General features: G+C 71.6%; 23 protein-coding genes and 3 tRNA genes. 10 read left to right on the top strand and 16 right to left on the bottom strand.

Annotated features, from left to right (window positions below; all coding sequences use genetic code 11):
- Nucleotides 1-44 precede the first annotated feature (44 nt).
- The 4 genes from egtD to egtA are packed head-to-tail and all read right to left on the bottom strand — an operon-like array spanning nucleotide 45 to nucleotide 4477.
- Nucleotides 45-1013 (bottom strand): L-histidine N(alpha)-methyltransferase, encoded by a 969-nt coding sequence (gene egtD, locus EPO13_05475; GenBank protein TAK70383.1) that lies wholly within the window; start codon nucleotides 1011-1013, stop codon nucleotides 45-47.
- Nucleotides 1010-1762: an ergothioneine biosynthesis protein EgtC gene (egtC, locus tag EPO13_05470; protein ID TAK70382.1), complete on the bottom strand. Its 753-nt coding sequence runs from the start codon at nucleotides 1760-1762 to the stop codon at nucleotides 1010-1012. The genes egtD and egtC overlap by 4 nt, the downstream gene beginning before the upstream one ends.
- A gap of 1 nt (nucleotide 1763) precedes the next feature.
- Nucleotides 1764-3185, bottom strand: a complete 1422-nt coding sequence (locus EPO13_05465; protein ID TAK70381.1) for an ergothioneine biosynthesis protein EgtB — start codon at nucleotides 3183-3185, stop codon at nucleotides 1764-1766.
- On the bottom strand, nucleotides 3182-4477 hold the full coding sequence (gene egtA, locus EPO13_05460; GenBank protein TAK70380.1) for an ergothioneine biosynthesis glutamate--cysteine ligase EgtA: 1296 nt from the start codon (nucleotides 4475-4477) through the stop codon (nucleotides 3182-3184). The genes EPO13_05465 and egtA overlap by 4 nt, the downstream gene beginning before the upstream one ends.
- 173 nt (nucleotides 4478-4650) lie before the next feature.
- On the opposite strand from egtA, the gene EPO13_05455 reads away from it, so the two are divergent.
- The 3 genes from EPO13_05455 to EPO13_05445 are packed head-to-tail and all read left to right on the top strand — an operon-like array spanning nucleotide 4651 to nucleotide 8042.
- Entirely contained in the window at nucleotides 4651-6054 is a 1404-nt protein-coding gene (locus EPO13_05455) for an NAD(P)/FAD-dependent oxidoreductase (protein TAK70379.1), read from the top strand.
- 60 nt (nucleotides 6055-6114) lie between these two features.
- Nucleotides 6115-7611 carry an MFS transporter gene (locus EPO13_05450; protein ID TAK70378.1) on the top strand — a complete coding sequence of 499 codons (1497 nt, stop codon included), beginning with the start codon at nucleotides 6115-6117 and terminating at the stop codon, nucleotides 7609-7611.
- 20 nt (nucleotides 7612-7631) lie between these two features.
- Nucleotides 7632-8042 carry a hypothetical protein gene (locus EPO13_05445; protein TAK70377.1) on the top strand — a complete coding sequence of 137 codons (411 nt, stop codon included), beginning with the start codon at nucleotides 7632-7634 and terminating at the stop codon, nucleotides 8040-8042.
- A gap of 156 nt (nucleotides 8043-8198) precedes the next feature.
- On the opposite strand, the gene EPO13_05440 is transcribed toward EPO13_05445, so the two are convergent.
- Together EPO13_05440 and EPO13_05435 are read right to left on the bottom strand one after the other, a co-directional pair.
- Complete coding sequence (locus tag EPO13_05440) at nucleotides 8199-8417, bottom strand: hypothetical protein (protein TAK70376.1); 219 nt, start codon at nucleotides 8415-8417, stop codon at nucleotides 8199-8201.
- Nucleotides 8418-8560: 143 nt separating this feature from the next.
- Nucleotides 8561-8644: transfer RNA gene (locus EPO13_05435), tRNA-Leu, on the bottom strand.
- Between the two features lie 136 nt (nucleotides 8645-8780).
- Here EPO13_05435 and EPO13_05430 point away from each other — a divergent pair.
- From EPO13_05430 to pknB, 6 genes are read left to right on the top strand one after another with little or no spacing between them, the layout of a single operon-like run.
- Nucleotides 8781-9473: a DUF2662 domain-containing protein gene (locus EPO13_05430; GenBank protein ID TAK70375.1), complete on the top strand. Its 693-nt coding sequence runs from the start codon at nucleotides 8781-8783 to the stop codon at nucleotides 9471-9473.
- A 3-nt stretch (nucleotides 9474-9476) separates the two neighbouring features.
- Entirely contained in the window at nucleotides 9477-9944 is a 468-nt protein-coding gene (locus EPO13_05425) for an FHA domain-containing protein (protein TAK70374.1), read from the top strand.
- An 8-nt stretch (nucleotides 9945-9952) separates the two neighbouring features.
- On the top strand, nucleotides 9953-11413 hold the full coding sequence (locus EPO13_05420) for a serine/threonine-protein phosphatase (protein ID TAK70373.1): 1461 nt from the start codon (nucleotides 9953-9955) through the stop codon (nucleotides 11411-11413).
- The gene (locus EPO13_05415; GenBank protein TAK70372.1) at nucleotides 11410-12843 is read left to right on the top strand and encodes an FtsW/RodA/SpoVE family cell cycle protein; all 1434 of its coding nucleotides are present in this window, start codon (nucleotides 11410-11412) and stop codon (nucleotides 12841-12843) included. The genes EPO13_05420 and EPO13_05415 overlap by 4 nt, the downstream gene beginning before the upstream one ends.
- Nucleotides 12840-14291, top strand: coding sequence for a penicillin-binding protein 2 (locus EPO13_05410; protein ID TAK70371.1), 1452 nt, complete (start codon nucleotides 12840-12842; stop codon nucleotides 14289-14291). Before EPO13_05415 ends, EPO13_05410 begins: the two co-directional genes overlap by 4 nt.
- Nucleotides 14292-14310: 19 nt before the next feature.
- Nucleotides 14311-16071 (top strand): Stk1 family PASTA domain-containing Ser/Thr kinase, encoded by a 1761-nt coding sequence (gene pknB / locus EPO13_05405; GenBank protein ID TAK70370.1) that lies wholly within the window; start codon nucleotides 14311-14313, stop codon nucleotides 16069-16071.
- Nucleotides 16072-16095: 24 nt separating this feature from the next.
- Here pknB and EPO13_05400 read toward each other — a convergent pair whose 3' ends face one another.
- Genes EPO13_05400 through EPO13_05390 form a run of 3 tightly spaced genes read right to left on the bottom strand, consistent with a single transcriptional unit; the run spans nucleotide 16096 to nucleotide 17586 of the window.
- Nucleotides 16096-16725, bottom strand: coding sequence for an aminodeoxychorismate/anthranilate synthase component II (locus EPO13_05400; protein TAK70369.1), 630 nt, complete (start codon nucleotides 16723-16725; stop codon nucleotides 16096-16098).
- Nucleotides 16722-16901, bottom strand: a complete 180-nt coding sequence (locus tag EPO13_05395; protein TAK70368.1) for a hypothetical protein — start codon at nucleotides 16899-16901, stop codon at nucleotides 16722-16724. Before EPO13_05395 ends, EPO13_05400 begins: the two co-directional genes overlap by 4 nt.
- 4 nt (nucleotides 16902-16905) lie before the next feature.
- Nucleotides 16906-17586, bottom strand: a complete 681-nt coding sequence (locus tag EPO13_05390; GenBank protein TAK70367.1) for a class E sortase — start codon at nucleotides 17584-17586, stop codon at nucleotides 16906-16908.
- A gap of 146 nt (nucleotides 17587-17732) precedes the next feature.
- On the opposite strand from EPO13_05390, the gene EPO13_05385 reads away from it, so the two are divergent.
- A complete protein-coding gene (locus EPO13_05385) occupies nucleotides 17733-17987 on the top strand; it encodes a cell division protein CrgA (GenBank protein ID TAK70366.1) in 255 nt (84 codons plus the stop codon).
- Between the two features lie 58 nt (nucleotides 17988-18045).
- On the opposite strand, the gene EPO13_05380 is transcribed toward EPO13_05385, so the two are convergent.
- From EPO13_05380 to gyrB, 7 genes are all read right to left on the bottom strand, one after another.
- A complete protein-coding gene (locus tag EPO13_05380; GenBank protein ID TAK70365.1) occupies nucleotides 18046-18870 on the bottom strand; it encodes a rhomboid family intramembrane serine protease in 825 nt (274 codons plus the stop codon).
- A 154-nt stretch (nucleotides 18871-19024) separates the two neighbouring features.
- Nucleotides 19025-19555 carry a peptidylprolyl isomerase gene (locus EPO13_05375; GenBank protein TAK70364.1) on the bottom strand — a complete coding sequence of 177 codons (531 nt, stop codon included), beginning with the start codon at nucleotides 19553-19555 and terminating at the stop codon, nucleotides 19025-19027.
- A 30-nt stretch (nucleotides 19556-19585) separates the two neighbouring features.
- Nucleotides 19586-19661, bottom strand: a tRNA-Ala gene (locus tag EPO13_05370).
- Nucleotides 19662-20056: 395 nt separating this feature from the next.
- Nucleotides 20057-20133, bottom strand: a tRNA-Ile gene (locus tag EPO13_05365).
- A gap of 29 nt (nucleotides 20134-20162) precedes the next feature.
- Entirely contained in the window at nucleotides 20163-21080 is a 918-nt protein-coding gene (locus tag EPO13_05360; GenBank protein ID TAK70363.1) for a hypothetical protein, read from the bottom strand.
- 103 nt (nucleotides 21081-21183) lie between these two features.
- Nucleotides 21184-23787, bottom strand: a complete 2604-nt coding sequence (gyrA, locus tag EPO13_05355; protein TAK70490.1) for a DNA gyrase subunit A — start codon at nucleotides 23785-23787, stop codon at nucleotides 21184-21186.
- 137 nt (nucleotides 23788-23924) lie between these two features.
- Nucleotides 23925-25919, bottom strand: a complete 1995-nt coding sequence (gene gyrB / locus EPO13_05350) for a DNA topoisomerase (ATP-hydrolyzing) subunit B (protein ID TAK70362.1) — start codon at nucleotides 25917-25919, stop codon at nucleotides 23925-23927.
- Nucleotides 25920-25922: the final 3 nt, after the last annotated feature.

Genomic DNA, 25922 nt, shown 5'->3' with positions numbered 1-25922 from the left:
GCCCGACAGTTCGTCGGACGCTCGTCCGGCGCGTCGGCCGGTTGTCAGGACCTCGCCGCGGGATGCCACAGCGACAACGAGAATCGGCCGGCCGAGTCCGTCCACCAGCCACCGGGGTCGAATCCGGCGGCCGCGAGTTCGGCGGTCAGCCCCTCCCGCCGGAACTTCGCCGACACCTCGGTACGCAGCTGCTCGCCGCGATCGAACCGCACCCGCAGGTCCAGGTCGCGAATCGTGACGACCTGCGCTACCCGGGAGAGCAACCGCATCTCGATCCACTCCGCCACCGGATCCCAGTGCGCCACATGGTCGAACGACGCGGGGTCGAAGTCGGCGCCGAGCCCGTTGTTCAGGACGTGCAACACGTTGCGGTTGAACGCCGCGGTGACCCCGGCGGCGTCGTCGTAGGCCGGCAGCAGCACGCGCGGCGACTTGACGAGGTCCGCACCGAGCAGGAACGCGTCCCCGTCGCGCAGTTCGCCGCGCAGGTCGGCCAGGAACTGCGCCCGAGGCACCGGTTCCAGGTTCCCGATGGTCCCGCCGAGGAACGCGACGAGTCGGTGGGCACCGGCCGGTACGACGGACAGCTGGTGTTCGAAGTCGGCGACCAGGGCCGTCAGCTGCAACGCCGGATAGTCCCGCGCCAGCCCGTCGGCCGCCTCCCGCAAGGCGGCCTCGCTGACGTCCAGGGCGACGTAGGCGTTCGGATGCAACGCGTCCAGCAGCAGCCGGGTCTTGACCGACGCACCGGAACCGAGCTCCACCAGTGTCGCGGCGCCACTGGCCGCGGCGATGTCGTCGGCGTACGCCACGAGGATCTCCCGTTCGGCGCGCGTCGGGTAGTACTCCGGCAGCACGGTGATCTGTTCGAACAGGTCGCTGCCCGCCTTGTCGTAGAACCACTTGGGCGGCAACGTCTTCGGATCGGCGGTGAGCCCGCGCAGCGCGTCGTTGCGCAGTGCTTTCGCGGCGTAGTCCGGCGGCAGGTGGTCGACCAGGGTGTACGGCGTCATCGGGGCTCGTCCTCTCGCAGGGGCTCGACGGCCACCTCGCCGCCTCGCACCGTCAGCAGTGACCGGTCCGGGACGTCGACCCACCCCGGTTCGTCGTCGTACGGTTCGGATGCCACCACGATCCCTCCCTCGACAGCCCGCCAGCACAGGCTGTTGCCCCACGCGGTCGCCGCGACGGTCGAACCGTCGGTCAGCAGGCCGTTGAACCGGCCACCGCATTCGGCGCTCAGCCGGATCACGATGTCGCCCAAGGCCTGCGGCCCGGGCTGCCCCGCGTCCAGCCGCTCGCGCAGCAGCGCCCACATGAACGCCGCGTCGTTGCCGGCCTCCAGACCGAGTAGCCGGAACGGGTCGATCCAGCCGGCGATGCGCGCCGCGCTCGCCGGCCAGCCGTCGATGAAACCGTTGAGGCTGAACAACCACCGGCTGTGCGCGAAGGGCGCGGCCGCGGCCTGCCCGTGCACCCGGGGGTCGGTCGCCGAGCGGATCGAGCCCAGGAACGCCCGGGAGGTCACCACCCGCGCCAGATCGTGGAACGTCGCGTCCGACCAGATCGGTATGGCGGAGCGGTGACGACCCGGCACCGGGTCTCCCTCGACGTACCACCCGACGCCGGTCCCGTCGGCGTTGACCACGCCGCTGGTCTGCCGGCGCGGCTGGTAGCTCTGCCGCACCAGCGAGTAGTCGGGGTCGACCAGCAGTTCCCCGAGCCGCCGCGGCCGGCCGAGGTAGGCAAGATGACGGCACATCTCAGCCGGTCCCCGCCCTGGTCGCACGATGTGCGCTCGCGTCGCCGGGGCTTGCGTCGCGCGCGGTCCGGTCGACCCCGCCGGCATCACCGGGTCCCGCGTCACGGGCGGTCCGGAAGCCGCTGAAGATCTGCCGCCGGATCGGCAGGTCCCAGTTGCGGAACGTCCCACGGCAAGCGACCGGGTCGGTACCGAAGGAGCCGCCGCGCAGGACCCGGAAGTCGCCGCCGAAGAACACCTTCGAGTACTCGTCGTACGGAAACGCCACGAAACCCGGGTACGGATCGAAACCGCTCGCGGTCCATTCCCAGACGTCGCCGAGCAACTGGTGTACGCCGTACGCCGAGGCACCCGCCGGATAGGCGCCGACCGCGGCCGGCCGCAGGTGCCGCTGACCGAGGTTGGCCCGCGACTCGTCCGGCGGCTGCTCGCCCCACGGGTAGGTCCGCGACGAGCCCGTCGCGGGGTCGTGCCGGGCGGCCTTCTCCCACTCGGCCTCGGTGGGCAGTCGACGGCCGGCCCACCGGGCGTACGCGGCCGCCTCGTGGAAGCACACGTGCAGCACCGGTTCGTCGGGCGGCACCGGCTCGTCGACGCCGAAGCGGCGACGACGCCACCCCGCCGGGTCCGGGTACCAGAACTGCGGCGCGGACAGCCCCTCGGCAAGGCGGTGCGCCCAGCCCACCGCCGTCCACCACCGGGGATCGTCGTAGCCGCCGGCCTCGATGAACCGGGTGTACACCGCATTGGTCACCGGCAGCGTGTCAATCCAGAAGGCGTCGAGCTCAACCCGATGCGCGGGCCGCTCGTTGTCCAGCGCCCACGGGTCGCTCGACGTCCCCATCACGAACGATCCGGCCGGGACGAGCACCTCGGCCGGCACGGCACCGCCGGCCGACGGCGGCGGCTCCGCGGCGTGCAGCACCGGTGCCCCGGCGCGCAGTTGGTGGGTGGCGAGCATCGTCTCGTCGTGCTGCTGTTCGTGCTGCGCCACCATGCCGAGCACGAAGCCGCCGGCCCGCAGCGGTACGCCGGGATCCGGGTCCAGCGCACCGGCGTCGGCCAGCGCCAGCAGGCTCGCCCGGACGCGTTCGGCGTAGTCGCGTGCCTCCGCCGGCCCCATGATCGGCAGCGTCGGCCGGTCCCGGCGCGGATGCCGGAACGCGTCGTACAGGTCGTCGACCTCGGCCGGCACCAGTGCGGGCGCCCCGGCGGCGGTGCGCACCAGCCAGAGTTCCTCCTGGTTGGCGATGTGGGCCAGGTCCCAGACCAGCGGCGACATCAACGGCGAGTGCTGCGCGACGAGGTCGGCGTCGGTGACGGCATCGGTGAGGGCGCGGGTACGTTCACGGGCCCGCTGCAGCGCCGCCAGCCCGGCGAGTAGCTGCGCCGCCGACTCGGTGGCCACCGGTGTGCCGGTCACAGCAGGTCCTCCCCACGAGCGGCGGCGTCGAGCAGATCGTCGGCCGGACAACGTCCCCGTACCGTCCGGGCTTCCAGGAACCCCTCCACCGCGTCGGCGACCGGGTCGTCCCGGCGGCGCCACGAATCAGCGGCCGCGGCCAGCGTCGCGACGGCTGCCTGCCGCAGCCCCGGGTGCCCGGCACCGAACCGGGCAGCCGCCCGCCACTGCGACGCCACCGGCTCACAGGCCGCCTGGGCCACGTCCGCGGCGACCGGGTCGTCGACCAGGGCCGCGATCACCGCGACCGGGACCACCCAGTCGTCGCCGGGCTGGGCGTCGACGTACCGCACCTCGAGGTGGCCGCGGGCCCGCACCGGCGGGAAGAGCGTGCTGAGGTGCAGGGCCAGATCCGCTGCCGTTGGGCCCGGCCGGTCCGGGACCACCCGCTCCCCGCCGTCCAGCCAGTCGGCGAAGGTGGCCCCCGGCGGTGCGTGCCAGCCCCCGGCCTCTCGCCGTACCAGCAGCAGCGGGGCACCGAGCGCGAAGCGAAGGTACGTCGTCGCCAGATCGCCGGCCGGGGCCGGTTCGGCGGTCCGGGCCGGATCGAGGGCGAGCCAGGCGGCCAGCCGCGTGCTGGACCACCCCGTCGGCCGTCCGTCGCGCAACGGCGAGCAGGCGAAGGTGGCGGCCAGGGCGGGCCCGACGGTGTGCAGCAGCTGCCACCGCCGCGCCATGGCGGCGGCCTCGTCCGGGCCCGCCTCCACGTTGACCTGCACCGAAGCGCTGGCGCACATCATCGTTCGGCCGGCCGGCACGGCCAGACCGTCCGGCGACGTCGCAGGGACGTCGCCGAAGCGATCGAAGTACGCCTCCATCGCGTCGTACCGGGGCGTGTGCAGCACCCGCCTGGCGGGTCGGACCGGATCGCATCCCACCCCGACGAGCCGGGTCTGGTGAGACGCCGCTGCCTGTCGCATCCGGTCGAGGTCGGCGCGGGTCGACGCGAGGAGGGCGGGCAGCGAATCGGCCGGGGCTGTGGACAACTCGACCTGGCCGCCGGGTTCGCGGGTGGCCTCGCCGACGGCCACCACCTCGGCCAGCGCGGCGGTGACGGCGGCCAGCCGGCCGGGCGACAGATGCGCCGCGGGCCGGACCGCGTCGACGACGTGGAGCTCGAGCTCGACACCGACCCGTCCGGGCGGCCCGGTCTTGAAGAACGTCCGCGGCGTCCACCGTTCCAGCGCTGCCCGGGTCAGCGGCGCGGCGGGGTCGGCCGGCTGGGTGGCGTCGGCGGTCTCGGTCGCGATCATGTGAGCTCCCCTGTCCTGGCTACGCCGGCCACCGGCACGTCCGGATCGAACGCGCCGGGTCTGATCGTCCTTCGTGTCACGCTGACCTTCGGATGGGGCTGATCTGCTCCGATCCACCGGACACCCTGCAACGGCTGACCGACACGCGCACACCGAACCGACGGAGGACGACGATGACCGACGACGAGCTGACCGTCGACGTCGTGGTGATCGGTGCCGGGCCAGCCGGGGAAGTCGTGGCCGGCCGCTGCGGCGACGGCGGCCTGCAGACGGTGATCGTCGAGCGCGAACTGGTCGGGGGCGAGTGCTCGTACTGGGGTTGCATCCCCAGCAAGACCCTGATCCGGCCCGGCGACGTGCTCGCCGCCGCCCGCCGGGTACCGGGTGCCGCGCAGGCCGTCAACGGCACGCTCGACGTCGCCGCTGCGCTGGCCCGGCGCGACGAGATGACCTCGCACTGGCACGACGACGGCCAACTGCCCTGGCTCGCCGAGCACCACGTGGACCTCGTGCGTGGCGTCGGGCGGCTGACCGGACCCCGCGAGGTCGAGGTCACCGCGGCCGACGACAGCCGACGGCGGCTGGTCGCCCGCCGGGCCGTGGTGGTGGCCACCGGGACCCGCGCGGCGATCCCGCCGATCCCGGGCCTGGCCGAGGCCGAGCCGTGGGACAACCGCACCGCCACCCAGACCTCGACGCTGCCCCGGCGGCTGGTCGCCATCGGCGGCGGAGCTGTCGGCTGCGAACTGGCCCAGGCGTTCGCGCGGATGGGCGTCGCGGTCACGCTGGTCGAAGGCGGCCCCCGTCTGCTCGCCCGCGAGGAGCCGTTCGCCAGCGACCAGGTCGCGGCCGGCCTGACGGCCGACGGCGTCCGGGTGCTGCTGGGTGCGGCGACCACCGGCGTACGGCGGGCCGCCGACGGCGAGGTCACCGTCGACCTGGCCGACGGCACCCGGCTGACCGCCGACGAGATCCTGGTCGCCGCTGGACGGCGGCCGGCCACCGCGGACCTCGGACTGGACACGCTGGACGCCGGGATGCACCCCGGTCACCCCATCGAGGTCGACGACCAGCAGCGCGCCGTGGCGGTGCCCGACGGCTGGCTGTACGCCGTCGGCGACGCCAACGGGCGGGCGCTGCTGACGCACATGGGCAAGTACCAGGCCCGCATCGCCGCCGACGTGATCCTCGGCAAGAACGCCGTGGACCGCGCCAGCCGCAACGTGATCCCCCGCGTCACCTTCACCGACCCGCAGGTGTGCGCCGTGGGGCGTACCGAGGCCCAGGCTCGCGAGGACGGCGTCGCGGTCCGGGTCGTCGAGGTGGCGACCGCCTCGGTCGCCGGCGCCTCGACCGAGGGCGAGGACATCGCGGGCAGCTGCCGGCTGGTCATCGACACCGATCGCGACGTCGTGGTGGGAGCGACGTTCACCGGACCGGCGATGGCCGAACTGCTCCATTCGGCGACCGTGGCCGTCGCCGGCGGCGTACCGCTGGGCACGCTCTGGCACGCGGTCCCGTCGTTCCCGACCGTGAGCGAGGTCTGGCTGAAGCTGCTGGAAGAGGCTGGCCTGTAAGGCCACCGCGGCGGGCCACCCCACCGGCCAGCAGAACGGGCCCGGTGAGATCCTCGCCGGGTGAGCGAGGCGAGCCCGGCGGCGACCCGGCCCGCGGGCGTCCTCGCCGCGATGTGCCTGACCCAGGCCGCGATCCTGCTCGACGTCACGATCGTCAACGTCGCGCTGCCCGATATCCAGCGCGACCTCGGGCTGTCCTCGGGCTCCCTGGTCTGGGTCGTCAGCGCCTACACCCTCGCGCTGGCTGCCCTGGTGCCAGCCAGCGGGACACTGGGCGACCGGTACGGGCGCAAGCGCGTGATGCTGCTCGGGCTCACGGTGTTCGTAACGGCCTCCGCGCTGTGTGCGCTGTCCGGCAACGACATCGCGCTGGTCGCGGCGCGGGCGTTGCAGGGCGTCGGCGGGGCGATGATGGCCGCCCTCACGCTGTCGATCCTGACCTCCGCCTTCCCGCCGCACCGGCGCGCTGCCGCGATCGGGCTGTGGACGGCCACCGCGGGCATCGGGTTCGGCCTCGGCCCGGTCATCGGCGGATTCCTGCTGTCGGTCAGCGGCTGGTCGTCGATCTTCTGGGTCAGCGTGCCCCTCGGCGCGACGGCCTTCCTGCTGACCATGATCTTCGTTGGCGAATCCCGTGACCCGCAGGCCCGACCGCTCGACGTGGTGGGTGCGGTGCTCGTCGGCTCCGGTTTGTTGTTCATCACCTTCGGCCTCACCCAGTCCGGCAACGCCGGCTGGGACAGCCCGTCGGTCGGTGGGTCGCTCGCTGGCGGCGCAGCCCTGCTCGGCCTGTTCGTGCTGTGGGAACGGCGGGTCCGCATTCCGTTGCTGCCGAGGGCGTTGTGGCACGACGTCATGTTCGTCGGCTCGAATCTGGCCTTCGTCCTGCTCTACCTGGCGTTCACCGGGATGTTCCTTTTCATCTCGCTGTACTTCCAGGACGTGCGGGGGTGGTCCGCGCTGGCCACCGGGCTGTCGTGGCTGACGATGAACGCCCCGTTCCTGCTCATCTCACTGCTGATCTCCAAGCTGATCCGGCGTTTCGGCGCACACCGGCTCGTGCTGACCGGCGTCCTGATCGCCGCGGCGGGGATGGCGAGTTTCGCGGTCCTCACGGCCGACGGTTCGGTCGTGCCGGCGTTCGTCGGGTACCTCCTGGTGGGCGTCGGCTTCGGCGCGGCGACACCGGCGCTGTCGGCCGAGGCCATGTCGCGCGTTCCAGCCGACTCGGCCGGCGTCGGCTCGGCCGCCCTGAACTCCGGGCGCCAGATCGGGTCCTCGGTCGGACTGGCACTGCTGGGCGCCGTGGCGGCCACCGTCGCCGGTATCCCGCCCGGCGGCTCGTACCTGGCAGCAGGCACCGGCCCGTTCATCGCCGGCATGCGGGCCGCCATGATCGTCGCGTCCGCCGTCCTGCTGCTCGCCGGGGTCGTGCTCGTGCTCGCCGACCGCGCCGTACGCCGCCGCGCCGCGACCGCCGCGACCCTTTCACAAGCGCTCAAGCGGGAGCATGATGACGATCACCAGGCTGCGGGAGTTCCCCCCGCGGCGCCCTGAACGAAGGAGCGGTGGTCGGGATGACGCAGGTGCAACGCGGCACGGCCTCGACGGCATGGGCGACAGGGCTGCTTCTGTTCGCCGGCCTCTGGATGGTGCTGATCGGCTTCTTCCATGCCGTGCAAGGACTTTCGGCCCTCATCGACGATGAGCGCTACGTCATCGGGACGAGCTACGTCTTCAAGTTCAACCTGTCGACGTGGGGCTGGATCCACCTGGTACTCGGTGTGGTCGTGTTCCTGGTGGGCTTGTGCCTGCTGCTCGGCCAGCGCTGGGCCCGCGCGGCGGCGCTGGTCCTCGTGGTCCTGTCGGCCGTGGCGAACTTCGTCTGGCTGCCGTACGAGCCGGTGTGGGCGATCGTGCTGCTCGCGCTGGACGCCGCCATCATCTGGGCGCTGGCCACGGCCCCGGCCGACTACGGCGACGCCTGAGGCCGACGGCTCTCGGGGCCCGGACGACAGCAGCCCGGGCCCCGACCGGTCGCCGCCAACACGGAAGCCCCAGGTCAGCCGACCTGGGGCTTCTGCTGTGCCCCGCCCAGAACCGCTAGTCGCCTTCGAGCGCGGACGACAGGTGAAGGACGTAGGTCACTTGATACGGGCACGGACTCGCTGCATCAACTCGTCGACCGTCAGCGCCTCGACAACCCCACTCGCCAGCTCGGCGTCTCGTCGCTCCGGCTCCGCCACCTGCTCATCGGTCAGGGTGAAGTCATCCGTGACGGTCTGCTCCAGGTAGTGGAGCAAATCGCGACGCTCCGCGTCGCTGAGCTGGTCGACCGTTGCCTTGAGCGTGGGCGTCACCATGCACCGAGCCTACGCGTCCGGGAATCGGCCGAACCCCAGTCACAGCAGGTCGTCATCACCACGACGACCGCGGCAGCCTGGACCCTGACACGAGTGACACCACTCCGGGGTGTCACTCGTGCGGTCACCCCGGAGTGTCACTGTGCGCGAGGGGGGAGTTGAACCCCCACGCCCTTTCGGGCACACGGACCTGAACCGTGCGCGTCTGCCTATTCCGCCACTCGCGCGCGCCGGAGCAGGCTAGCACCACGATCACCGGGCTCCGGCGCGCGGAACGGGGCCGTACGAGCACCCGCAGCTACCATCACCGGAAGTCCGAGCGGTCGATGACGACGGCCGGCCGTCGCACGCGCTGGAGGTTCTGTGGGGCTCCTCGACCGGTTCGAGCAGCGGCTCGACCGCCTGGTCAACGGCGCCTTCGCCAAGGCCTTCAAGGCCGAGGTGCAGCCGGTCGAGGTCGCCGCGGCACTACAGCGGGAGACCGACGACCGGGCCGCGGTCGTCAGCCGCGGCCGCACCGTCGTGCCCAACGTCTTCGATGTCGACCTGTCCGCCCACGACCACGACCGGCTCGCGGTGTACGCGACGGCGCTGCAGGCCGAGCTGGCCGACATGGTCCGCGAGCACGCCGAGCAGCAGCACTACACGTTCCTGGGCGCGGTGCAGATCGCGCTGAACCGCGACGCGGAGCTGGACACCGGGATCTTCCGGGTCCGCAGTGACGCCCGTGCCGACGTCGTCGGCGCGCCCCAGCCGCGCCCGGCCGATACCCCGCCGCCGGCGATCACCGCGCGGCTGGTCGCCGGCGGGACGGCCCATCCGCTGACCACAGCGGTCACCCGGCTCGGCCGCGGCACGGACACCGACATCCGCGTCGACGACCCGGGGGTGTCCCGTCACCACGCGGAGATCGTGCTGGGCCCCCCGACGGTGATCCGTGATCTGGGCTCGACCAACGGCACGTTCGTCAACGGGCACAAGGTGACCGAGACCGCGCTCATCGACGGTGCCAGCATCCAGCTGGGCTCCACGACCCTGGTGTTCCGGAGCGGTTGAGTCGTGTCCGAGCTCGCGCTCACCCTGCTGCGGCTGGGATTCCTCGCCGCGCTGTGGCTGGCCGTGCTGCTCACGATCGGAGTGCTCCGTCGTGATCTGCGCATGCCTCGGGAGGCCCGGGCCGCCGTGGCGGCCGCCCGGCCGCCGCGTCCGGCGAAACCGCCGCGATCCAAGCGCGGCCGCCCATCGAGCCTGGTCGTCACCGAGGGTCCGTTGACCGGCACGGTCATCCCGCTGGGCGCCGTCGCGGTCACCATCGGCCGCGCCCCGGACTCGACCCTGGTCCTCGACGACGACTACGCCTCCTCCCGCCACGCGCGGCTGTCGGCCGTGGACGGCCAGTGGGTCGTGGAGGACCTCGGCTCGACCAACGGCACGTGGATCGATCGCAGTCGGATCACCGCCCCGACGGTGCTGCCGGTCGACGCCCCCCTGCGGGTGGGGCGTACGACGCTGCAGCTGCGGAAGTAGGCGGCGCGATGACGATGGCGTTGCGGTACGCCGCCCGCTCCGACGTCGGACTGGTCCGGGTCGGCAACGAGGACTCCGGGTACGCCGGACCGCGGCTGCTCGTCGTCGCCGACGGCATGGGCGGGCACGCCGCCGGTGAACTGGCCAGCAGCACCGCCATCGCCACCCTGGCCGAGCTGGACGGCGCGGAGCTGGACGGCGCGGGGCTCGACGGTGAGGGGCTGGCCGGCGACGACGTCCTCACCGCCTTGACCGACGCCATCGACCGGGCGCACGAACGCATCGGCGACGTCATCGCCGCCGAACCGGAGTACGCCGGGATGGGCACGACCGTCACCGCGCTGGCCTGGCAGGGCGAACGGATGGCCATCGTCCACGTCGGCGACTCCCGCGGCTACCTGCTGCGCGACGGTCAGCTGTCCCAGATCACCCGGGACCACAGCTACGTACAGACCCTGGTCGACGCCGGCCGGATCACCCCCGCGGAAGCACTGACCCACCCGCGCCGCTCGCTGCTGATGCGCGCGCTGGACGGCGTCCACGAGGTCGAGCCGGACGTGTCGATGCGCGAGGTGCGCGTCGGCGACCGGTACCTGCTGTGCTCGGACGGCCTGTCCGGAGTGGTCCCCGACGGGGTCATCCGCACGGCGTTGCAGACCGGCGACCCGACCGGCGCGGTGACCCGCCTCGTCGAGCTCGCCCTGGAGGCCGGTGCACCGGACAACGTGACCGTGGTGGTCGCCGACGTCGTCGAGCTCGGCGAGCCGCCCGAGCCGGCTGGACCGTCCGGGCAGCCAGCTGCGGCCGGGGTTGCCTCAGGCAGCGCCCCCAAGCCGGTCGTGGTGGGCGCTGCCGGCGAACCGGGCAACCGGGCCCGGCTGCCCGACCTGGCCTTCCCGCACGACTCCCAGCCGGACCTGCGGCAGGCCGCCCCGACCACCCCACCGATCAAGATCCACCGCGAGCCGGTGGTGGCGGCGATGCCCGGCGCGGACCTGCAGCGTCTCAGCGAGTTGTACGCCGAGGAGAAGGTCGCGCGGGCCCGCCGGCGGCGGGTCCGCTGGCGGCTGGTGGGCGCCATCGCCTTCGTGCTGGTCGTCATCGCCGGGCTCGGTGCCGGGGTCGGCGGCTGGCTGCGGACCCAGTGGTACGTCGGCGAATCCGGCGGCTACGTCGCGGTGTACCAGGGCATTCCCGGGTCACTGCTGGGCGTCTCGTTGTCCTCCGTCGACCTCACCACCACCACGGCGGTGGCGTCGCTGCCGGCCTTCGACCAGGAGCGGGTCCACCGGACCATCCCGGCCAGCGGCACCGACGACGCGCAGCGCATCGCCGCCGAGTTGACCGGCCGCGCCGCCGCGTGTGCCACGGCAGCGCCCCCGGTCGGCTGTCCGACCGCGTCGCCGCCGGGCACCGCCCCGGATCCGGCTGCCAGCTCCAGCCCGGCCGCGTTGCCGGCAGGACCGTGAGCGCCCCCGACTCTGCCGCCGCCACCCCGGGTACCGCGGCAGCCGGCAGCCCGCCGCGGCAGGGCACCCGTCGCAACACCGAGCTCGTGCTGCTCGTGGTGGCCTGGGGCATCGGCGTGCTGGCCTACGCCCAGATCAGCTGGGCGACCTCCGACGGGCTGCCCGAGTCGTTCGGCCTTAGCGTCGGGGTCGTGGGCGTGGTGGCCCTGGTGATGCACCTGGTGGTCCGCCGCGCGGCGCCGTACGCCGACCCGATCCTGCTGCCGACCGCGCTGCTGCTCAACGTGCTCGGACTGGCCATGATCTATCGCCTCGACATCGCCGCCTCGCAGCGGGCGGCGGCGAACGGGGCACCGGAACCGACGCCGGACGTCTACGCGCAGCTGACGTGGTTCCTGGTCGGCGCGCTGCTGTTCGTCGCGGTGATCCTGGCGGTCCGCGACCACCGGCGGCTGCAGCGGTTCACCTACACCGCGATGCTGCTGGGGCTGGTCCTCCTGCTGCTGCCGCTCGTCCCGGTGATCGGGACGACGGTCAACGGTGCGCAACTGTGGATCCGGGTGGCCGGTTTCTCCTTCCAACCCGCGGAACTGGCCAAGATCGTGCTGACGGTGTTCTTCGCCGGGTACCTCGTCCGCGCCCGGGACTCCCTCGCGCTGGTCCGCAGCAAGGTCGCCGGTATCGAGTTCCCGCGCGGCCGGGACCTCGGCCCGCTCATCGTGGCGTGGCTGGTGTCGCTGGGCGTCCTGGTGTTCCAGCGGGACCTCGGGACGTCGATCATCTTCTTCGGGCTGTTCGTCTCGCTGCTGTACATCGCCACGCAGCGCCGGTCCTGGCTCATCCTCGGCGCTGTGCTGTTCAGCGCGGGCGCAGCCTTCGCGTACCTGGCCTTCGGCCACGTCCGGCTGCGGGTGCAGGTCTGGCTGGATCCCTTCGCGCAGCAGGCCGACGCCGGCTATCAGATTGTGCAGTCGCTGTTCGGGCTGTCCGGCGGCGGCATCCTCGGCTCCGGCCTGGGACAGGGGTATCCGCAACTCGTGCCGTTCGCCAACACCGACTTCATCGTCGCGGCGTTCGGTGAAGAACTCGGTATCACCGGCCTGTTCGCGATCCTCGTGCTGTACGCGATCCTGGTCGAACGCGGGCTGCGGACCGCGATCGCCTGCCGCGACGCGTTCGGCACGCTGCTGGCGGCCGGCTTGTCGATCGTGTTGGCGCTACAGGTCTTCGTCGTCGTCGGTGGCGTCACCCGGCTCATCCCGCTCACCGGTCTGACCACCCCGTTCCTGTCGTACGGCGGGTCGGCGCTGGTCGCGAACTGGATGATGGTCGCGCTGCTCATCCGGATCTCGCACAGCGCGCGACGACCGGAACCGGTGGCGACGCCGGCCGACGACGAACTCACCACGGTCATGCGGATCCCGTCATGATCCGCTCGGTACGACGACTGTCGCTGCTGCTGGGCGTGCTGCTGGTCGCGCTGCTGGTGAATCTCACGGTGGTGCAGGTGCTGCAGGCGACCGACCTGCGGGCCCGATCGGGCAACCAGCGAGTCCTGCTGGAGGAGTACGACCGCGAACGCGGGCCGATCCTGGTGGGCAACGAACCGGTCGCCCGGTCGGTGGAGACCACCGACAACCTCCGCTACCTGCGCCGCTACCCGGCCGGCCCGATCTACGCCCCGGCCACCGGTTTCTATTCGATCGTCTACGGCGCCACCGGCTTGGAGCGGACCGAGAACGCCGTACTGTCCGGCTCGTCGGACCTGTTCTTCGTCGACCGGCTCGAGCAGTTGTTCGCCGGCCGGCAACCGCAGGGCGGGGCGGTGACGCTGACCCTCGACGCGGCAGCACAGCAGGCCGCCTGGCAGGGGCTGCAGGGCAAACGCGGCGCGGTCGCGGCCATCGATCCGACGACCGGCGCCATCCTGGCGCTGGTCTCGACACCGTCGTTCGACCCGAATGCGCTGTCCTCGCACGACCCGGCAGCGATCCGGGCGGCGTACGACGCGCTGCAGGCCGACCCGGCCCAGCCGATGCTGAACCGGCCGTTGGTGGCGCTGAACCCGCCGGGATCGACGTTCAAGCTGGTCGTGGCGGCAGCGGCCCTGCAATCCGGCCGGTTCACTCCCGACAGTGTGCTGCCGGGGCCGGCGACGTACCCGCTGCCCGGCTCGACCCGGTCGTTGAACAACTGGACCGGCTCGGCATGCGGACCGAACAATCAGGTGACGCTGCGCGAGGCGTTGGCGGTGTCGTGCAACACCGCATTCGCCTGGCTGGGCAATCAGCTCGGCGACGACGCGATCCGCGCGCAGGCACAGGCATTCGGGTTCGACGAGAGTATGGAGGTGCCGCTGCGCGCAGCCGCATCGCGCTTCCCCGCCGACCCCGACGCGGCCCAGACGGCGATGAGTGCGATCGGTCAGTTCGACGTACGGGCCACCGCGCTGCAGATGGCGATGGTCGCCTCGGGCGCAGCGAACAACGGCGTCACCATGAAGCCCTACCTGGTCAAAGAGGTCCGCGGTCCCGACCTCGCGGTGCTGTCCACGGCGAAGCCGGAACAGTTCGCCACGTCGATGACGGCGCAGAACGCGGCGTCGCTGGTCAGCATGATGGTCAGCGTCGTCGACAGCGGCACCGGCAGCAACGCGCGCATCCCCGGCGTCTCGGTCGGCGGCAAGACGGGGACGGCACAGACCGGCAACGACAATCCCGCGGTCGCCTGGTTCGTCGCGTTGGCGCCCAGTACGAACGCCAAGGTCGCGGTCGCCGTGGTGGTCGAGGACGCCGGGGAGACCGAGGTGTCCGGCAACAGACTCGCCGCGCCCATCGCGCGTAGCGTCATCCAGGCCGTCCTGCGGTCGCGAGGGTAGTGACAATGAGGGAGTTCGCGTGAGCGACCACGACACCGGCCAGGCACGGCGGCTCGGCGACCGCTACGAGCTCGGTGAGACCATCGGCCGCGGCGGTATGGCGGAGGTCCACGAGGGTCGGGACCTCCGGCTCGGCCGGCGGGTTGCGGTGAAGATCCTGCGCCCGGACCTCGCGAAGGATCCCGCCTTCCAGCAACGGTTCCGCCGCGAGGCGCAGTCGGCGGCCTCGCTGAACCACCCGAACATCGTCGCGGTCTACGACACTGGCGAGGACGTCCTCGACGGCCCGCAGGCGGTCACCGTGCCGTACATCGTCATGGAGTACGTCGACGGAATGACGTTGCGGCAGTTGCTGCACAGCGGGCGACGGCTCTTGCCCGAACGCGCACTGGAACTGACCGCCGGTGTGCTGGCGGCGCTGGACTACTCCCACCGGCACGGCATCGTGCACCGCGACATCAAGCCGGCCAACGTCATGCTGACCCGCGCCGGCGACGTCAAGGTGATGGACTTCGGTATCGCCCGGGCGCTGGCCGACGTCGGACAGACCATGACCCAGGCGTCGGCGGTGATGGGGACCGCGCAGTACCTGTCGCCGGAACAGGCGCGCGGCGAGGTCGTCGATGCCCGGTCGGACCTCTACTCCACCGGCTGCCTGCTGTACGAGTTGCTCACCGGGCGCCCGCCGTTCACCGGCGACTCGCCGGTTTCCGTGGCGTACCAACACGTCAGCGAGCAGGCAGCGCCTCCCTCGCAGCTCGACGCGGTCATCCCGCCGGCGGTCGACGCGGTGGTGATGCGGGCGCTGTCCAAGAGCGCCGACGACCGCTACCAGACCGCCGCGGAATTCCGGGCCGACGTCGAACGGGCGATTGCCGGGACGCCGGTGACCGCCGGCGTCCCGGTGATCGTCGCCGACCAGACCGCCCGGCTGGCCCCCGTGGCCGGCCCGGTGAACCCCACGGGCGGCGGCGCCGCGGCCGCCCCGGCGCCGCGGTCGCCCTGGGTCTGGGTCGCGGTCACGCTGGCCGCGGTCGCCGTGGCGGTTGCCGCCCTGCTGCTGGGCCGCGCGCTGTTCGCCTCCAACGCGGCCAAGGTGACCGTGCCGGACCTGACCGGCCTCACCACAGCCGAGGCCGAGGTCCAGCTGCGCCAGGTCGGGCTGATCCTCGGCCAGCAGACCCCGGTGGTCTCGGACAAGCTGAAGGACCGGATCATCGCCCAGCAGCCGCAGCGGGGTGAGCAGCTGGAGTCCGGCCAAGCGGTCAGCGTGACCGTCAGCGCCGGCAAGGAACAGGTCAGCGTGCCGAACCTCGTGGGGCTGCAGGATCAGGCGGCCGCCCGCGGCGCCCTGCTGGGCGCGGGGCTGGTGCTCGGCAAGGTGTCCGAGGTCGACAGCGACGAGCCGGAGGGCTTCGTCACCGCGCAGTCGGTGCCGGCCAACCAGAAGGTCGAGGCGGGCTCGGTGGTGGACATCTCGGTGTCTTCCGGCGAGGTCACGGTGCCGGATGTCGTGAACTCGACGCAGGCCCAGGCGATCGCCGACCTCACCAACGCCGGTTTCGTCGTCCCCACCCCGCAGACCAGCCCGTCCACCCGGCCGGCCGGCACCGTCCTGGCGCAGTCGCCCCGCGGCGGCAGCAAGGCCAAGCGCGGCTCCACGGTGACGATCACCGTGGCGGTGGCGCCGCCGCCGTCGTCTCCCCCGGTGTCCCCGAGCCAGTCCGCGTCGGTGTCACCGAGTACGCCGGCAACCGGCTCGCCGGCACCGTCGCCGTGACCGCGCTCGTGTCGGCCGGACCGGCTAGCGACTGACGACCGGGGCGAGGCCCGCCGCGCGCGGCACCGCGTCCGGATCACCGCAGCTGGCGAGCCAGTTCGCCAGCATCCGGTGACCGCCCTGCGTGAGAACCGACTCCGGGTGGAACTGCACCCCCTCCACCGGGAGCTCACGGTGGCGGACGGCCATGATCACGCCGCTGTCGGTGCGGGCGGTGACCTCGAGCACGGCCGGCACGGTCGCGGGGTCGATCGCCAGCGAGTGGTAGCGGGTCGCGGTGAACGGATCCGGCAGTCCCGCGAGCACTCCGGCCCCGTCGTGATGGACCTGCGAGGTCTTGCCGTGCAACAGCTCCGGGGCGCGGTTCACCGTCGCGCCGTACACCGCGCCGATCGCCTGGTGCCCCAGGCAGACACCGAGGATCGGTACGGTGCCGCCCAGGGTCCGGATCAGCTCCATGCACACGCCGGCGTCCTCGGGGGTCCCGGGTCCCGGTGACAGCAGGACGCCGTCGTACCCCCCGGCGACGACATCGGCGGGACCGACCTCGTCGTTGCGGCGTACCTCGACCGTGGCGGCCAACTGCCCGAGGTACTGCACCAGGTTGAACACGAACGAGTCGTAGTTGTCGACGACGAGGATCCGCGTGCTCACCGGTGCATCATGACGCCCGCGGAGTCCACGGTCACATCGGTAAACGGCAACCGGGGCTCCAGCCAGGGGAAGACCCAGCTGAACAGCACCAGCACCACCACGACGAACCCGAGCACGAGCAGCGCGACCTTCAGCGGCCAGGAACCCGGCAGCACTCGCCACAACCAGCCGTACACCCGCTCAGCCTGCCGTGATCGCGGCCGGTGTGCCCTGCGACTTCGGCAGGGTCTGGCTCAGGGTCCCCCACCAGATCCAGCGCTCGTACGACGCCCACCGCGGGTTGCACGTGGTGAGGGTGATCAGCGCGCGGGTCGGCGTCGTGCCGGCGGCCGCGCCGGGCACCGGGTCGACCACCCAGACGTCGGTGGGCTGCACGATCCGGTCCTTGTCCAGCACGTAGACGTACCAGGTGTCCTTGGTCTCGACGATGACCTGATCGCCGTCGCGCAGCCGGTCGATGTCGCGGAACGGTTCCCCGTGGGTGGCGCGGTGCGCCGCCAGCGCGAAGTTGCCGAGCTCCCCCGGCATGGCCGACCTCGGATAGTGCCCGACACCCTCGGCCAGTTGCTCGAGCCCGACACCCTGCAGCACCGGGGCCGCCCAGACCTTGTCGCGCAGCCGTGGCACGTACAGCAGGGCGATCGGGTCGCCGAGCGCCGGTTTGCTGGCCGCCGCGGTGGGCGCCGGCGTGGCTCCGGCCGGCTGCTGCGCCCAGGTCTGCTCCAACGCGGCACGGCCGGCATCCGCGGCCCGAGCGGCCGACACGTTGGTCCACCACAGCTGGTAGACGACCAGCAGCAGCAGGACCACCCCGGCGGTCAGCAGCAGCTCGCCGGTACCCCGGATCAGTCTGCGGACCACCGCCTGCGTCCCACCTTCTGCTGCGCCGTACGCCCGGCCGGCCTCGGCATCGACGCGACGGTACGGGCCCGCGGCGTACGACGCCTCCGGCCACGCCCGAGTTCCGCGGGGGTTCCGGCGGGCCGTCGCGTGGTTACCCTGAGCCCATGCCCGAGTCGCGCATCCGCCGCAAGAAGGCGTCCGCCGTTGCCCTCGACGACAGCCGCAAGCCGGTCCGGGTCGGCTCCGGCCGCTGGGTCGCGCCGACGATGGTCACGTTGTTCGTGGTCGGGCTGGTCTGGATCGTCGTGTGGTACATCGCGCCCGACAACGCCTTGATGCGGCCGCTCACGTTCTGGAACGTCGTGATCGGATTCGTGCTCATCGGCGCCGGGTTCGTCACCGCGACCCGCTGGAAGTAGCGCTCCGCCACCTTCCCTCACCCGTTCGGGTGAACCAGCCCCTACCCGAACGGCGTAGTCACGCCGCTGTGACTCGGCTGAATGACACGGCTGGCATTTCGTCCCCAGCTGGGGATGAACTGTGGACAGGCTGCGGTACGGCGGCCAGCCCGAGCGGGCTGCGCAGGTCCTGCGTCCGCAGCGCCGTGGCCGCGACCAGCGCGAGCAAGATGGCGGCCAGCCCGGCCCACTGGACCACGAGCCGACCCCGGCGGGGGGCGTAGGCAAGGACCGCCGCGACGACGGCACCGGTGACGAGGCCGCCCAGGTGCGCGCGCCAGTCGATCCCGGTCACGATGAAACCGAGCACGAGGTTGATCGCGATGACCGCGATCACCGTCCCGATGTCGTACTGCAGCCGGCGCCCGACCACCGCCAGGGCGCCCATCAGTCCGAAGATCGCCCCACTGGCACCGACGGACACGGTGCGGGGGTCGGAGAACCAGTACGACGCGACCGCGCCGCCCAGGCCCGCCAGCAGATACAGCGCGGCGAAGCGGAGCGAACCGAAGAGCCGCTCCAGCGGCTGGCCGAACAGGTACAGCACGTACATGTTGAACAGGATGTGGAGGAATCCGGTGTGCAGGAACATCGACGCCGGCAACCGCCACCACTCGCCCAGCAGCGCCACCGAGTACGGGTGCAGGCCCGCGGCGTCGTTGGCCGCCGCCTGCCCGCCCACCAGGGTGAGGACGAAGATCACGACGTTGGCCGCGATCAGCAGGAGCGTGACCGGCGTCCCGGTGGCCAGCCGGCCACCGAACCGCCCCTGCGGGGCACGCACCGTCGCCGCGGCGGCACGGACGCACTCCGGGCAGTGCCAGCCGACGGCGGCCTGGGTCATGCAGTCCGGGCAGATCGGCCGCTCACAGCGGGCGCACCGGATCCAGGTCGGCCGGCCAGGATGGCGGTAGCACTCCGGAGCCGGCCCGTCGGCCGGGTTGGCGCCGTACCGCGGTTCGCTCACCACTGCCGCGCAGCCGGCCGGGTCGGGCCGGTCAGCCGGCGACTCGCTCGACGGTGACCGACCCGATCACGACGTCCTCCGTCGGACGGTCGTTGCGCCCGGTCGCCGTGTTTGCGATGGCGTCGACGACCTCACGGCTGGGCGCGTCGGCGACCTCGCCGAAGATGGTGTGCCGCCGGTTCAGATGCGGCGTCGGTCCCACGGTGATGAAGAACTGCGAACCGTTGGTCCCCGGGCCGGCGTTGGCCATCGCCAGCAGGTACGGCCGGTCGAAGACGAGTTCGGGGTGGAACTCGTCGCCGAAGGTGTAGCCGGGGCCGCCGAAGCCCTGGCCCAGTGGGTCGCCGCCCTGGATCATGAACCCCGCGATGACGCGGTGGAAGATCACCCCGTCGTACAGCGGCGCCGTCGTGGTCTCCTTCGTCGCCGGGTGGGTCCATTCCTGGGTGCCCTCGGCCAGGCCGACGAAGTTGCGCACCGTCTTGGGCGCGTGATCGGGGAACAGCTGCAGCCGGATGTCGCCGCGGTTGGTGTGCAGGGTCGCGAAAAGGGAGTCAGCCACGACCGGGATCCTGTCACGGACCCCGGCCCGGGGTGGAGGCGAGGGGACTCGAACCCCTAACCCCCGCCTTGCAAAGGCGGTGCTCTGCCAGTTGAGCTACGCCCCCGGGCACGGTGGGATCCCGGGCCGTCACCGACCCGGGATCAGCTGGTGCTGCTGGGAGCCCAGCGCGCGGTACCCCGTGCAGCCAGGCCGCGGACGACGGGTTGCGGACCACCGGGCTGCGGACAGCTGGGCCGCCGACGATCAGGCTGCGGCCGACCGGGCCGCGTCAGCAGGCCAGGGCGTTTCAGCGCAGGTCGGGCTCCGTGGTCGCCTCGGTCCACAGGTCCTGCTCGGCCTTGGAGCGCGTGACGACCTTGTACACCAGGAAGCCGACACCAGCGAGGATCAGCAGGAGCAGGAGCTTCTTCACGTCGCTCATTCCTTCCCTTGCCCATGGAGGACGACAGCCGTCGTGGCGACGGCGTCCCGCGGTCAGTCTGGCGTCGATCGACCGGTTCGTGGGCCTAAGTGGACTTGAACCACTGACCTCTTCCTTATCAGGGAAGCGCTCTAACCGTCTGAGCTATAGGCCCCGGAGTGCCGGGCAAGGGTACCGGACCGCCTACGACTCCTCGGAGAGCGTGACCTCCAGGCCGCCGGTGATACCGACGCTGAGGTTGTAGAGGAAGGCGAACAGGGTCGCGAGCGCCGCGACGAGCACGACCTCCATCGCGGCCATGACCAACGAGATCCCCATGACCCGGTCGAACGACAGGGCACCGGCGATGTCGAAACTGACCGAACCCGACCCGACGACGTCGTTGACGGACTGCGTGATCGACCGGAAGACGCCGGTGACGTCCAGCACCCACCAGAGCACCGCCGTGGCGATCAACAGCACGATCGCGACGGCCAGCGCGGTCATGAAGGCCACCTTCATGACCGTCCACGGGTCGATTCGGGTGATGTAGAGCCGCGCCCGCCGGGCACCGGGGGCGCGAGGCGCTGCCCGCACCGCCACCGCGGGAGCCGAACCGGCGACTCCCGGGTACGGCGCTGGCTGGGCCGGCTGACCGGACGGCGGGGCTGGCTGACCGGACGGCGGGGCTGGCTGGCCGGGCGGCGACTGCCGCGGCACCGGCTGTGCCCGGGCCGACTGCGCCGCGGCCGACGGTCGCGCCGGGGCCGACTGTGGTCGGGCCCGCTGTGGAGAGGCCTGCTGCGGGGGCGCCGGCTGTGAGGTCGCTGGTGCTGCGGCCGCCGGCTGGGGCGTGGACGCAGGTGGCGCGGCGACTGCCGGCCCCGGAGTCGGGTTCACCGGCGGAACGGACCCCGGCCGCGGGGTCGCGGGGTTACGGACAGCTGCCGGCGAGGCGGCCGGCCGCGGCGCCGGACCCGGCCGGCCGACCGCACGGTCAGGCGGCGTACCGGCGCCCACCGGAGTGGACGGGCGGGCGGCGTCCGAGCGGGCCGGCTCGGCGTCGTCCGGCTCGCCGGCACGGCCAGGGGGCGTGGGTCCGGAGGTACGCGTATCCGACATACGCCTGCCTCCTCCCCTTGCCTCGTCCGGCCGTGCCTCGTCCGGTCAACGATGGGTCGTGCCCTGCCGGTGCCCGGCGTAAGCCGGGCACGCGGCGACAGGGCTATCCCCCATCATCGCCCGTACGACCCGCCGAGGCGCCCGCACCGCCACTCGGCGCGTCGCCGGCCGTGGCCGCGTCGTCCGGGACAACGTTCTCGGGGGCAGCGTCGTCCGTGGTCGCGACGTCCGGGACAGCGTCGTCGGGGGCCGCGTCGTCCGCGGACACGTCGTCTGCTGCCGAGTCGTCGAGGTCGGTGTCGTCGAGGTCGTCCTCGCGTTCGGCGGCCCGGGCGACCGCGACGATCGACTCGGCTGGTCCCAGGTCCATCAGCGAGACGCCCATCGTGTCCCGCGACGTCGCCCGGACCTCGGCCACCCGAGTCCGGATCACCACTCCGTTCGACGCGATCGCGTACAACTCGTCCTCGGCGTCACAGACCCGCGCCCCGACCAGGGACCCGCGATCGGCCACGAGCCTCATCGCGCGCACCCCGAGGATGCCGCGGCCCTTGGCCGTCCACTCCGCCACCGGCGTCCGCTTCGCGAAGCCCCCGTCGGTCACCGTCACCACGAACGCGTCCGGCCGGACCACCTCCATGGACAGCAGCGAATCCTCGCCGCGGAACCGCATCCCGGTGACCCCGCTGGTCGCCCGGCCCATCGGGCGCAACTGGGTATCGTCCGCGGTGAAGCGGGCCGACATTCCCTTGCGGGACACCAGCAACAGGTCGTCAGTGTCGTTCACCAGCTGCGCGGAGATCAACTCGTCGCCGTCGCGCAGATTGATCGCGATGATGCCGCCGCTGCGGTTGCTGTCGAACTCCTCGAGCCGGGTCTTCTTCACCGCGCCGTGCCGCGTCGCGAGCACCAGGTACGGCGCCTGCTGATAGTCGCGCAGGTCCAGGACCTGCGCGACCTGTTCTCCGGCACCGAATGCCAGCAGGTTGGCCACGTGCTGCCCGCGGGCGTCACGTCCGGCGTCGGGAAGCTCGTACGCCTTCGCCCGGTAGACCCGCCCGGCGTTGGTGAAGAACAGCAGCCAGTGATGGGTCGTGGTGACGAAGAAGTGCTCGACGACGTCGTCCTCGCGCAGGGCCGCGCCTCGCACCCCCTTCCCGCCGCGACGTTGCGCCCGGTAGAGATCGGTGCGAGTGCGCTTGGCATAACCGGTCCGCGTCAAGGTGACGACGACGTCCTCTTCGGCGATGAGGTCCTCGTTGGTCACCTCGCCGTCCCAGGGCACGATCCGGGTGGCGCGCTCGTCGCCGTACCGGTCGACCAGTTCGGCCAGTTCCTCGCCGACGATCGCGCGCTGCCGCAGCTCACTGCCGAGGATGTCCTCGAGGTCGGCGATGAGCGCGGTGAGTTCGGTGAACTCGTCGATGATCTTCTGCCGCTCGAGGGCGGCCAGCCGGCGCAGCTGCATGTCCAGGATCGCCGTGGCCTGCAGGTCGTCGATGTCCAGCAGCGACACAAGACCGGCCCGCGCGTCCTCCACGGTGGCACTGGCCCGGATCAACGCGATCACGGCGTCCAGCGCGTCCAGCGCCTTGAGGTAGCCGCGCAGGATGTGCGCGCGTTCCTGAGCCTTCCGCAGCCGGAACCGGGTGCGCCGCACGATGACGTCGATCTGGTGGCTCACCCAGTGACGGACGAAGGCGTCCAGCGTGAGCGTGCGCGGGACACCGTCGACCAGGGCCAACATGTTGGCCCCGAACGTGTCCTGCAGCTGGGTGTGCTTGTAGAGATTGTTCAGGACGACTTTGGCGACGGCGTCCCGCTTCAGCACGATGACCAGCCGCTGGCCCAGCCGTTCGTTGCCCTCGTCGCGGACGTCGGCGATACCGGCGATCCGCCCGTCCTTGACCAGATCGGCGATCTTCAGGGCGAGATTGTCGGGGTTGACCTGGTACGGCAGTTCGGTGACCACCAGGCAGGTCCGGTTGTTGATCTCCTCGACCTCGACGACGGCGCGCATCGTGATCGAGCCGCGGCCGGTCCGGTAGGCGTCCTCGATGCCGCGACGGCCGACGATCAGGCCGCGGGTGGGGAAATCCGGGCCGCTGATGCGTTCCAGCAGGGCTTCGAGGAGTTCTGACGGCGAGGCAGTGGGGTTCTCCAGGTACCACTGCACGCCGGCGGCAACCTCGCGCAGGTTGTGCGGCGGGATGTTCGTCGCCATCCCGACCGCGATACCGGAACTGCCGTTGACCAGCAGGTTGGGGAAGCGACTGGGCAGCACCTGGGGTTCCTGTGCCCGGCCGTCGTAGTTCGGCGAGAAATCGACCGTCTCCTGGTCGATGTCGCGCATCATCTCCATCGCCAGCGGTGCCAGCCGGCACTCGGTGTACCGCATGGCCGCGGCCGGATCGTTCCCCGGAGAACCGAAGTTGCCGTTGCCGTCCACCAGCGGGTAGCGCAGCGACCAGGTCTGGGCGAGCCGCACCAGAGCGTCGTAGATCGCGCTGTCGCCGTGCGGGTGGTACTGCCCCATCACGTCGCCGACGACCCGGGAACACTTGGAGTAGCCGCGATCGGGCCGGTAGCCGCCGTCGTACATCGCGTACAGCACCCGGCGGTGCACCGGCTTCAGCCCGTCGCGGACGTCAGGCAGCGCCCGGCCCACGATGACACTCATCGCGTAGTCCATGTAGGAGCGCTGCATCTCGACCTGCAGGTCGACCGGTTCGACCCGGCCGCCCTCGCCGGTCCCCGCCGCGATGCTGGTCTCGATATCGTCGGGCACGGAAGTCCTTCCGTCGTACGGCGTTGCGCCTCGGGGCGCCCACCGATCGGGTGCGGTCAGATGTCGAGGAAACGCACGTCGCGTGCGTTGCGCTGGATGAACGATCGGCGGCTTTCGACGTCCTCACCCATGAGGACGCTGAACATCTCGTCGGCCTGGGCGGCGTCGTCCAGCGTCACCTGCAGCAGCACGCGGTGATCGGGATCCATCGTGGTGTCCCACAGTTCCTTCGCCGGCATCTCCCCCAGCCCCTTGAAGCGCTGGATGCCGTCCTCCTTGGGAAGTTTCCGGCCGGCCTGCTGGCCCGCGGCGATGAAACCGTCACGCTCCCGGTCGGAGTAGGCGTACTGCACCGGGACGGACCGGCCACCCGCCCATTTGATCTTGTACAGCGGCGGCTGCGCCAAGTACACGTGGCCGGCTTCGACCAGCGGCCGCATGAAGCGGAACAACAACGTCAGCAACAGCGTCCGGATGTGCTGGCCGTCGACGTCCGCGTCGGCCATCAGGACGATCTTGTGATAGCGGAGTTTGGCGACGTCGAAGTCGTCGTGAATACCGGTGCCGAGCGCGGTGATCAGCGCTTGCACCTCGTTGTTCTGCAGCACCCGGTCGATCCGGGCCTTCTCGACGTTGAGGATCTTGCCGCGGATGGGCAGGATCGCCTGGAACCGCGAGTCGCGGCCGCCCTTGGCCGACCCGCCGGCCGAGTCTCCCTCGACGATGTAGAGCTCGCATTCGGCCGGATTCGTGGACTGACAGTCGGAGAGTTTGCCGGGCAGGCCGCCGGACTCCAGCAGGCCCTTGCGGCCGCGCGCCAGGTCGCGAGCCTTCCGGGCTGCCAGCCGAGCGGAGGCGGCAGCAACAGCCTTGCGCGCAATGTCGCGGCCTTCACCCGGATTCATCTCGAACCAGGCGCCCAGCTGGTCGTTGACCAGCTTCTGGACGAAGGTCTTGGCCTCGGTGTTGCCGAGTTTCGTCTTGGTCTGACCCTCGAACTGGGGTTCGGCCAGTTTCACCGACACGATCGCGGTCAGCCCTTCGCGGACGTCCTCGCCGGTGAGGTTGGTGTCCTTCTCCTTGAGCACCCCCCACTCGCGGGCGAACTTGTTCACCAGGCCGGTGAGTCCGGCCCGGAAGCCCTCTTCGTGGGTACCGCCCTCGGTCGTGTTGATGGTGTTCGCGAAGGTGTACACCGATTCGGCGAAACCGCTGTTCCACTGCAGCGCGACCTCGGCCGAGATCCGCCGGTCGTCGTCCTCGCTGCCGAAGGCGATGACGCTCGGGTGGGCCGCACCCTTGCTGGCGTTGAGGTACGTCACGAAGTCGGAGATGCCGCCGTCGTAGTGGTAGGTCACGGTGTGCGGCGCACCGCTGTCGTCCACGGTGCTCGGCGCCGCGACAGCGAGGTCCGCGTCGGCCTCGGCCGCCGCGACGCGCTCGTCGGTCAGCACGATCGTGAGGCCGCGGTTGAGGAAGGCCATCTCCTGGAACCGCCGTGACAGCGTCTCGGTGTCGAAATGGGTCGTCTCGAAGATCGTCTCGTCCGGCCAGAAGGTCTGCGTCGTCCCGGTGGTCGTCGCCGGCTCCCCCTGCGCGAGTGGGGCTCGCGGTACACCGCGGTCGTAGGTCTGCCGCCAGACGTGGCCGGCGCGGCGTACCTCGGTCTCCACGCGGGAGGACAGCGCATTGACCACCGAGATGCCGACGCCGTGCAGGCCGCCGGACACCGAGTAGCCGCCGCCGCCGAACTTGCCACCGGCGTGCAGCACCGTCATCACGACTTCGACCGCGGACCGCTTCTCGACCGGATGCTCGTCCACCGGGATCCCCCGGCCGTTGTCGACCACCCGAACGCCGCCGTCGCGCAGCAGCGTCACCGTGATCGTGTCGCAGTAGCCGGCCAGTGCCTCGTCGACGGCGTTGTCGACGACCTCGTAGACCAGGTGGTGCAGTCCCCGCTCGCCGGTCGAGCCGATGTACATGCCGGGGCGCTTGCGCACCGCGTCGAGCCCTTCGAGCACGGTGATCGCGCTGGCGTCATACGACACGGG

This window comes from Actinomycetota bacterium (assembly GCA_004297305.1).
Lineage (GTDB): Bacteria > Actinomycetota > Actinomycetes > S36-B12 > FW305-bin1 > FW305-bin1.
This window is presented reverse-complemented; position numbering and strand designations above follow the sequence as displayed.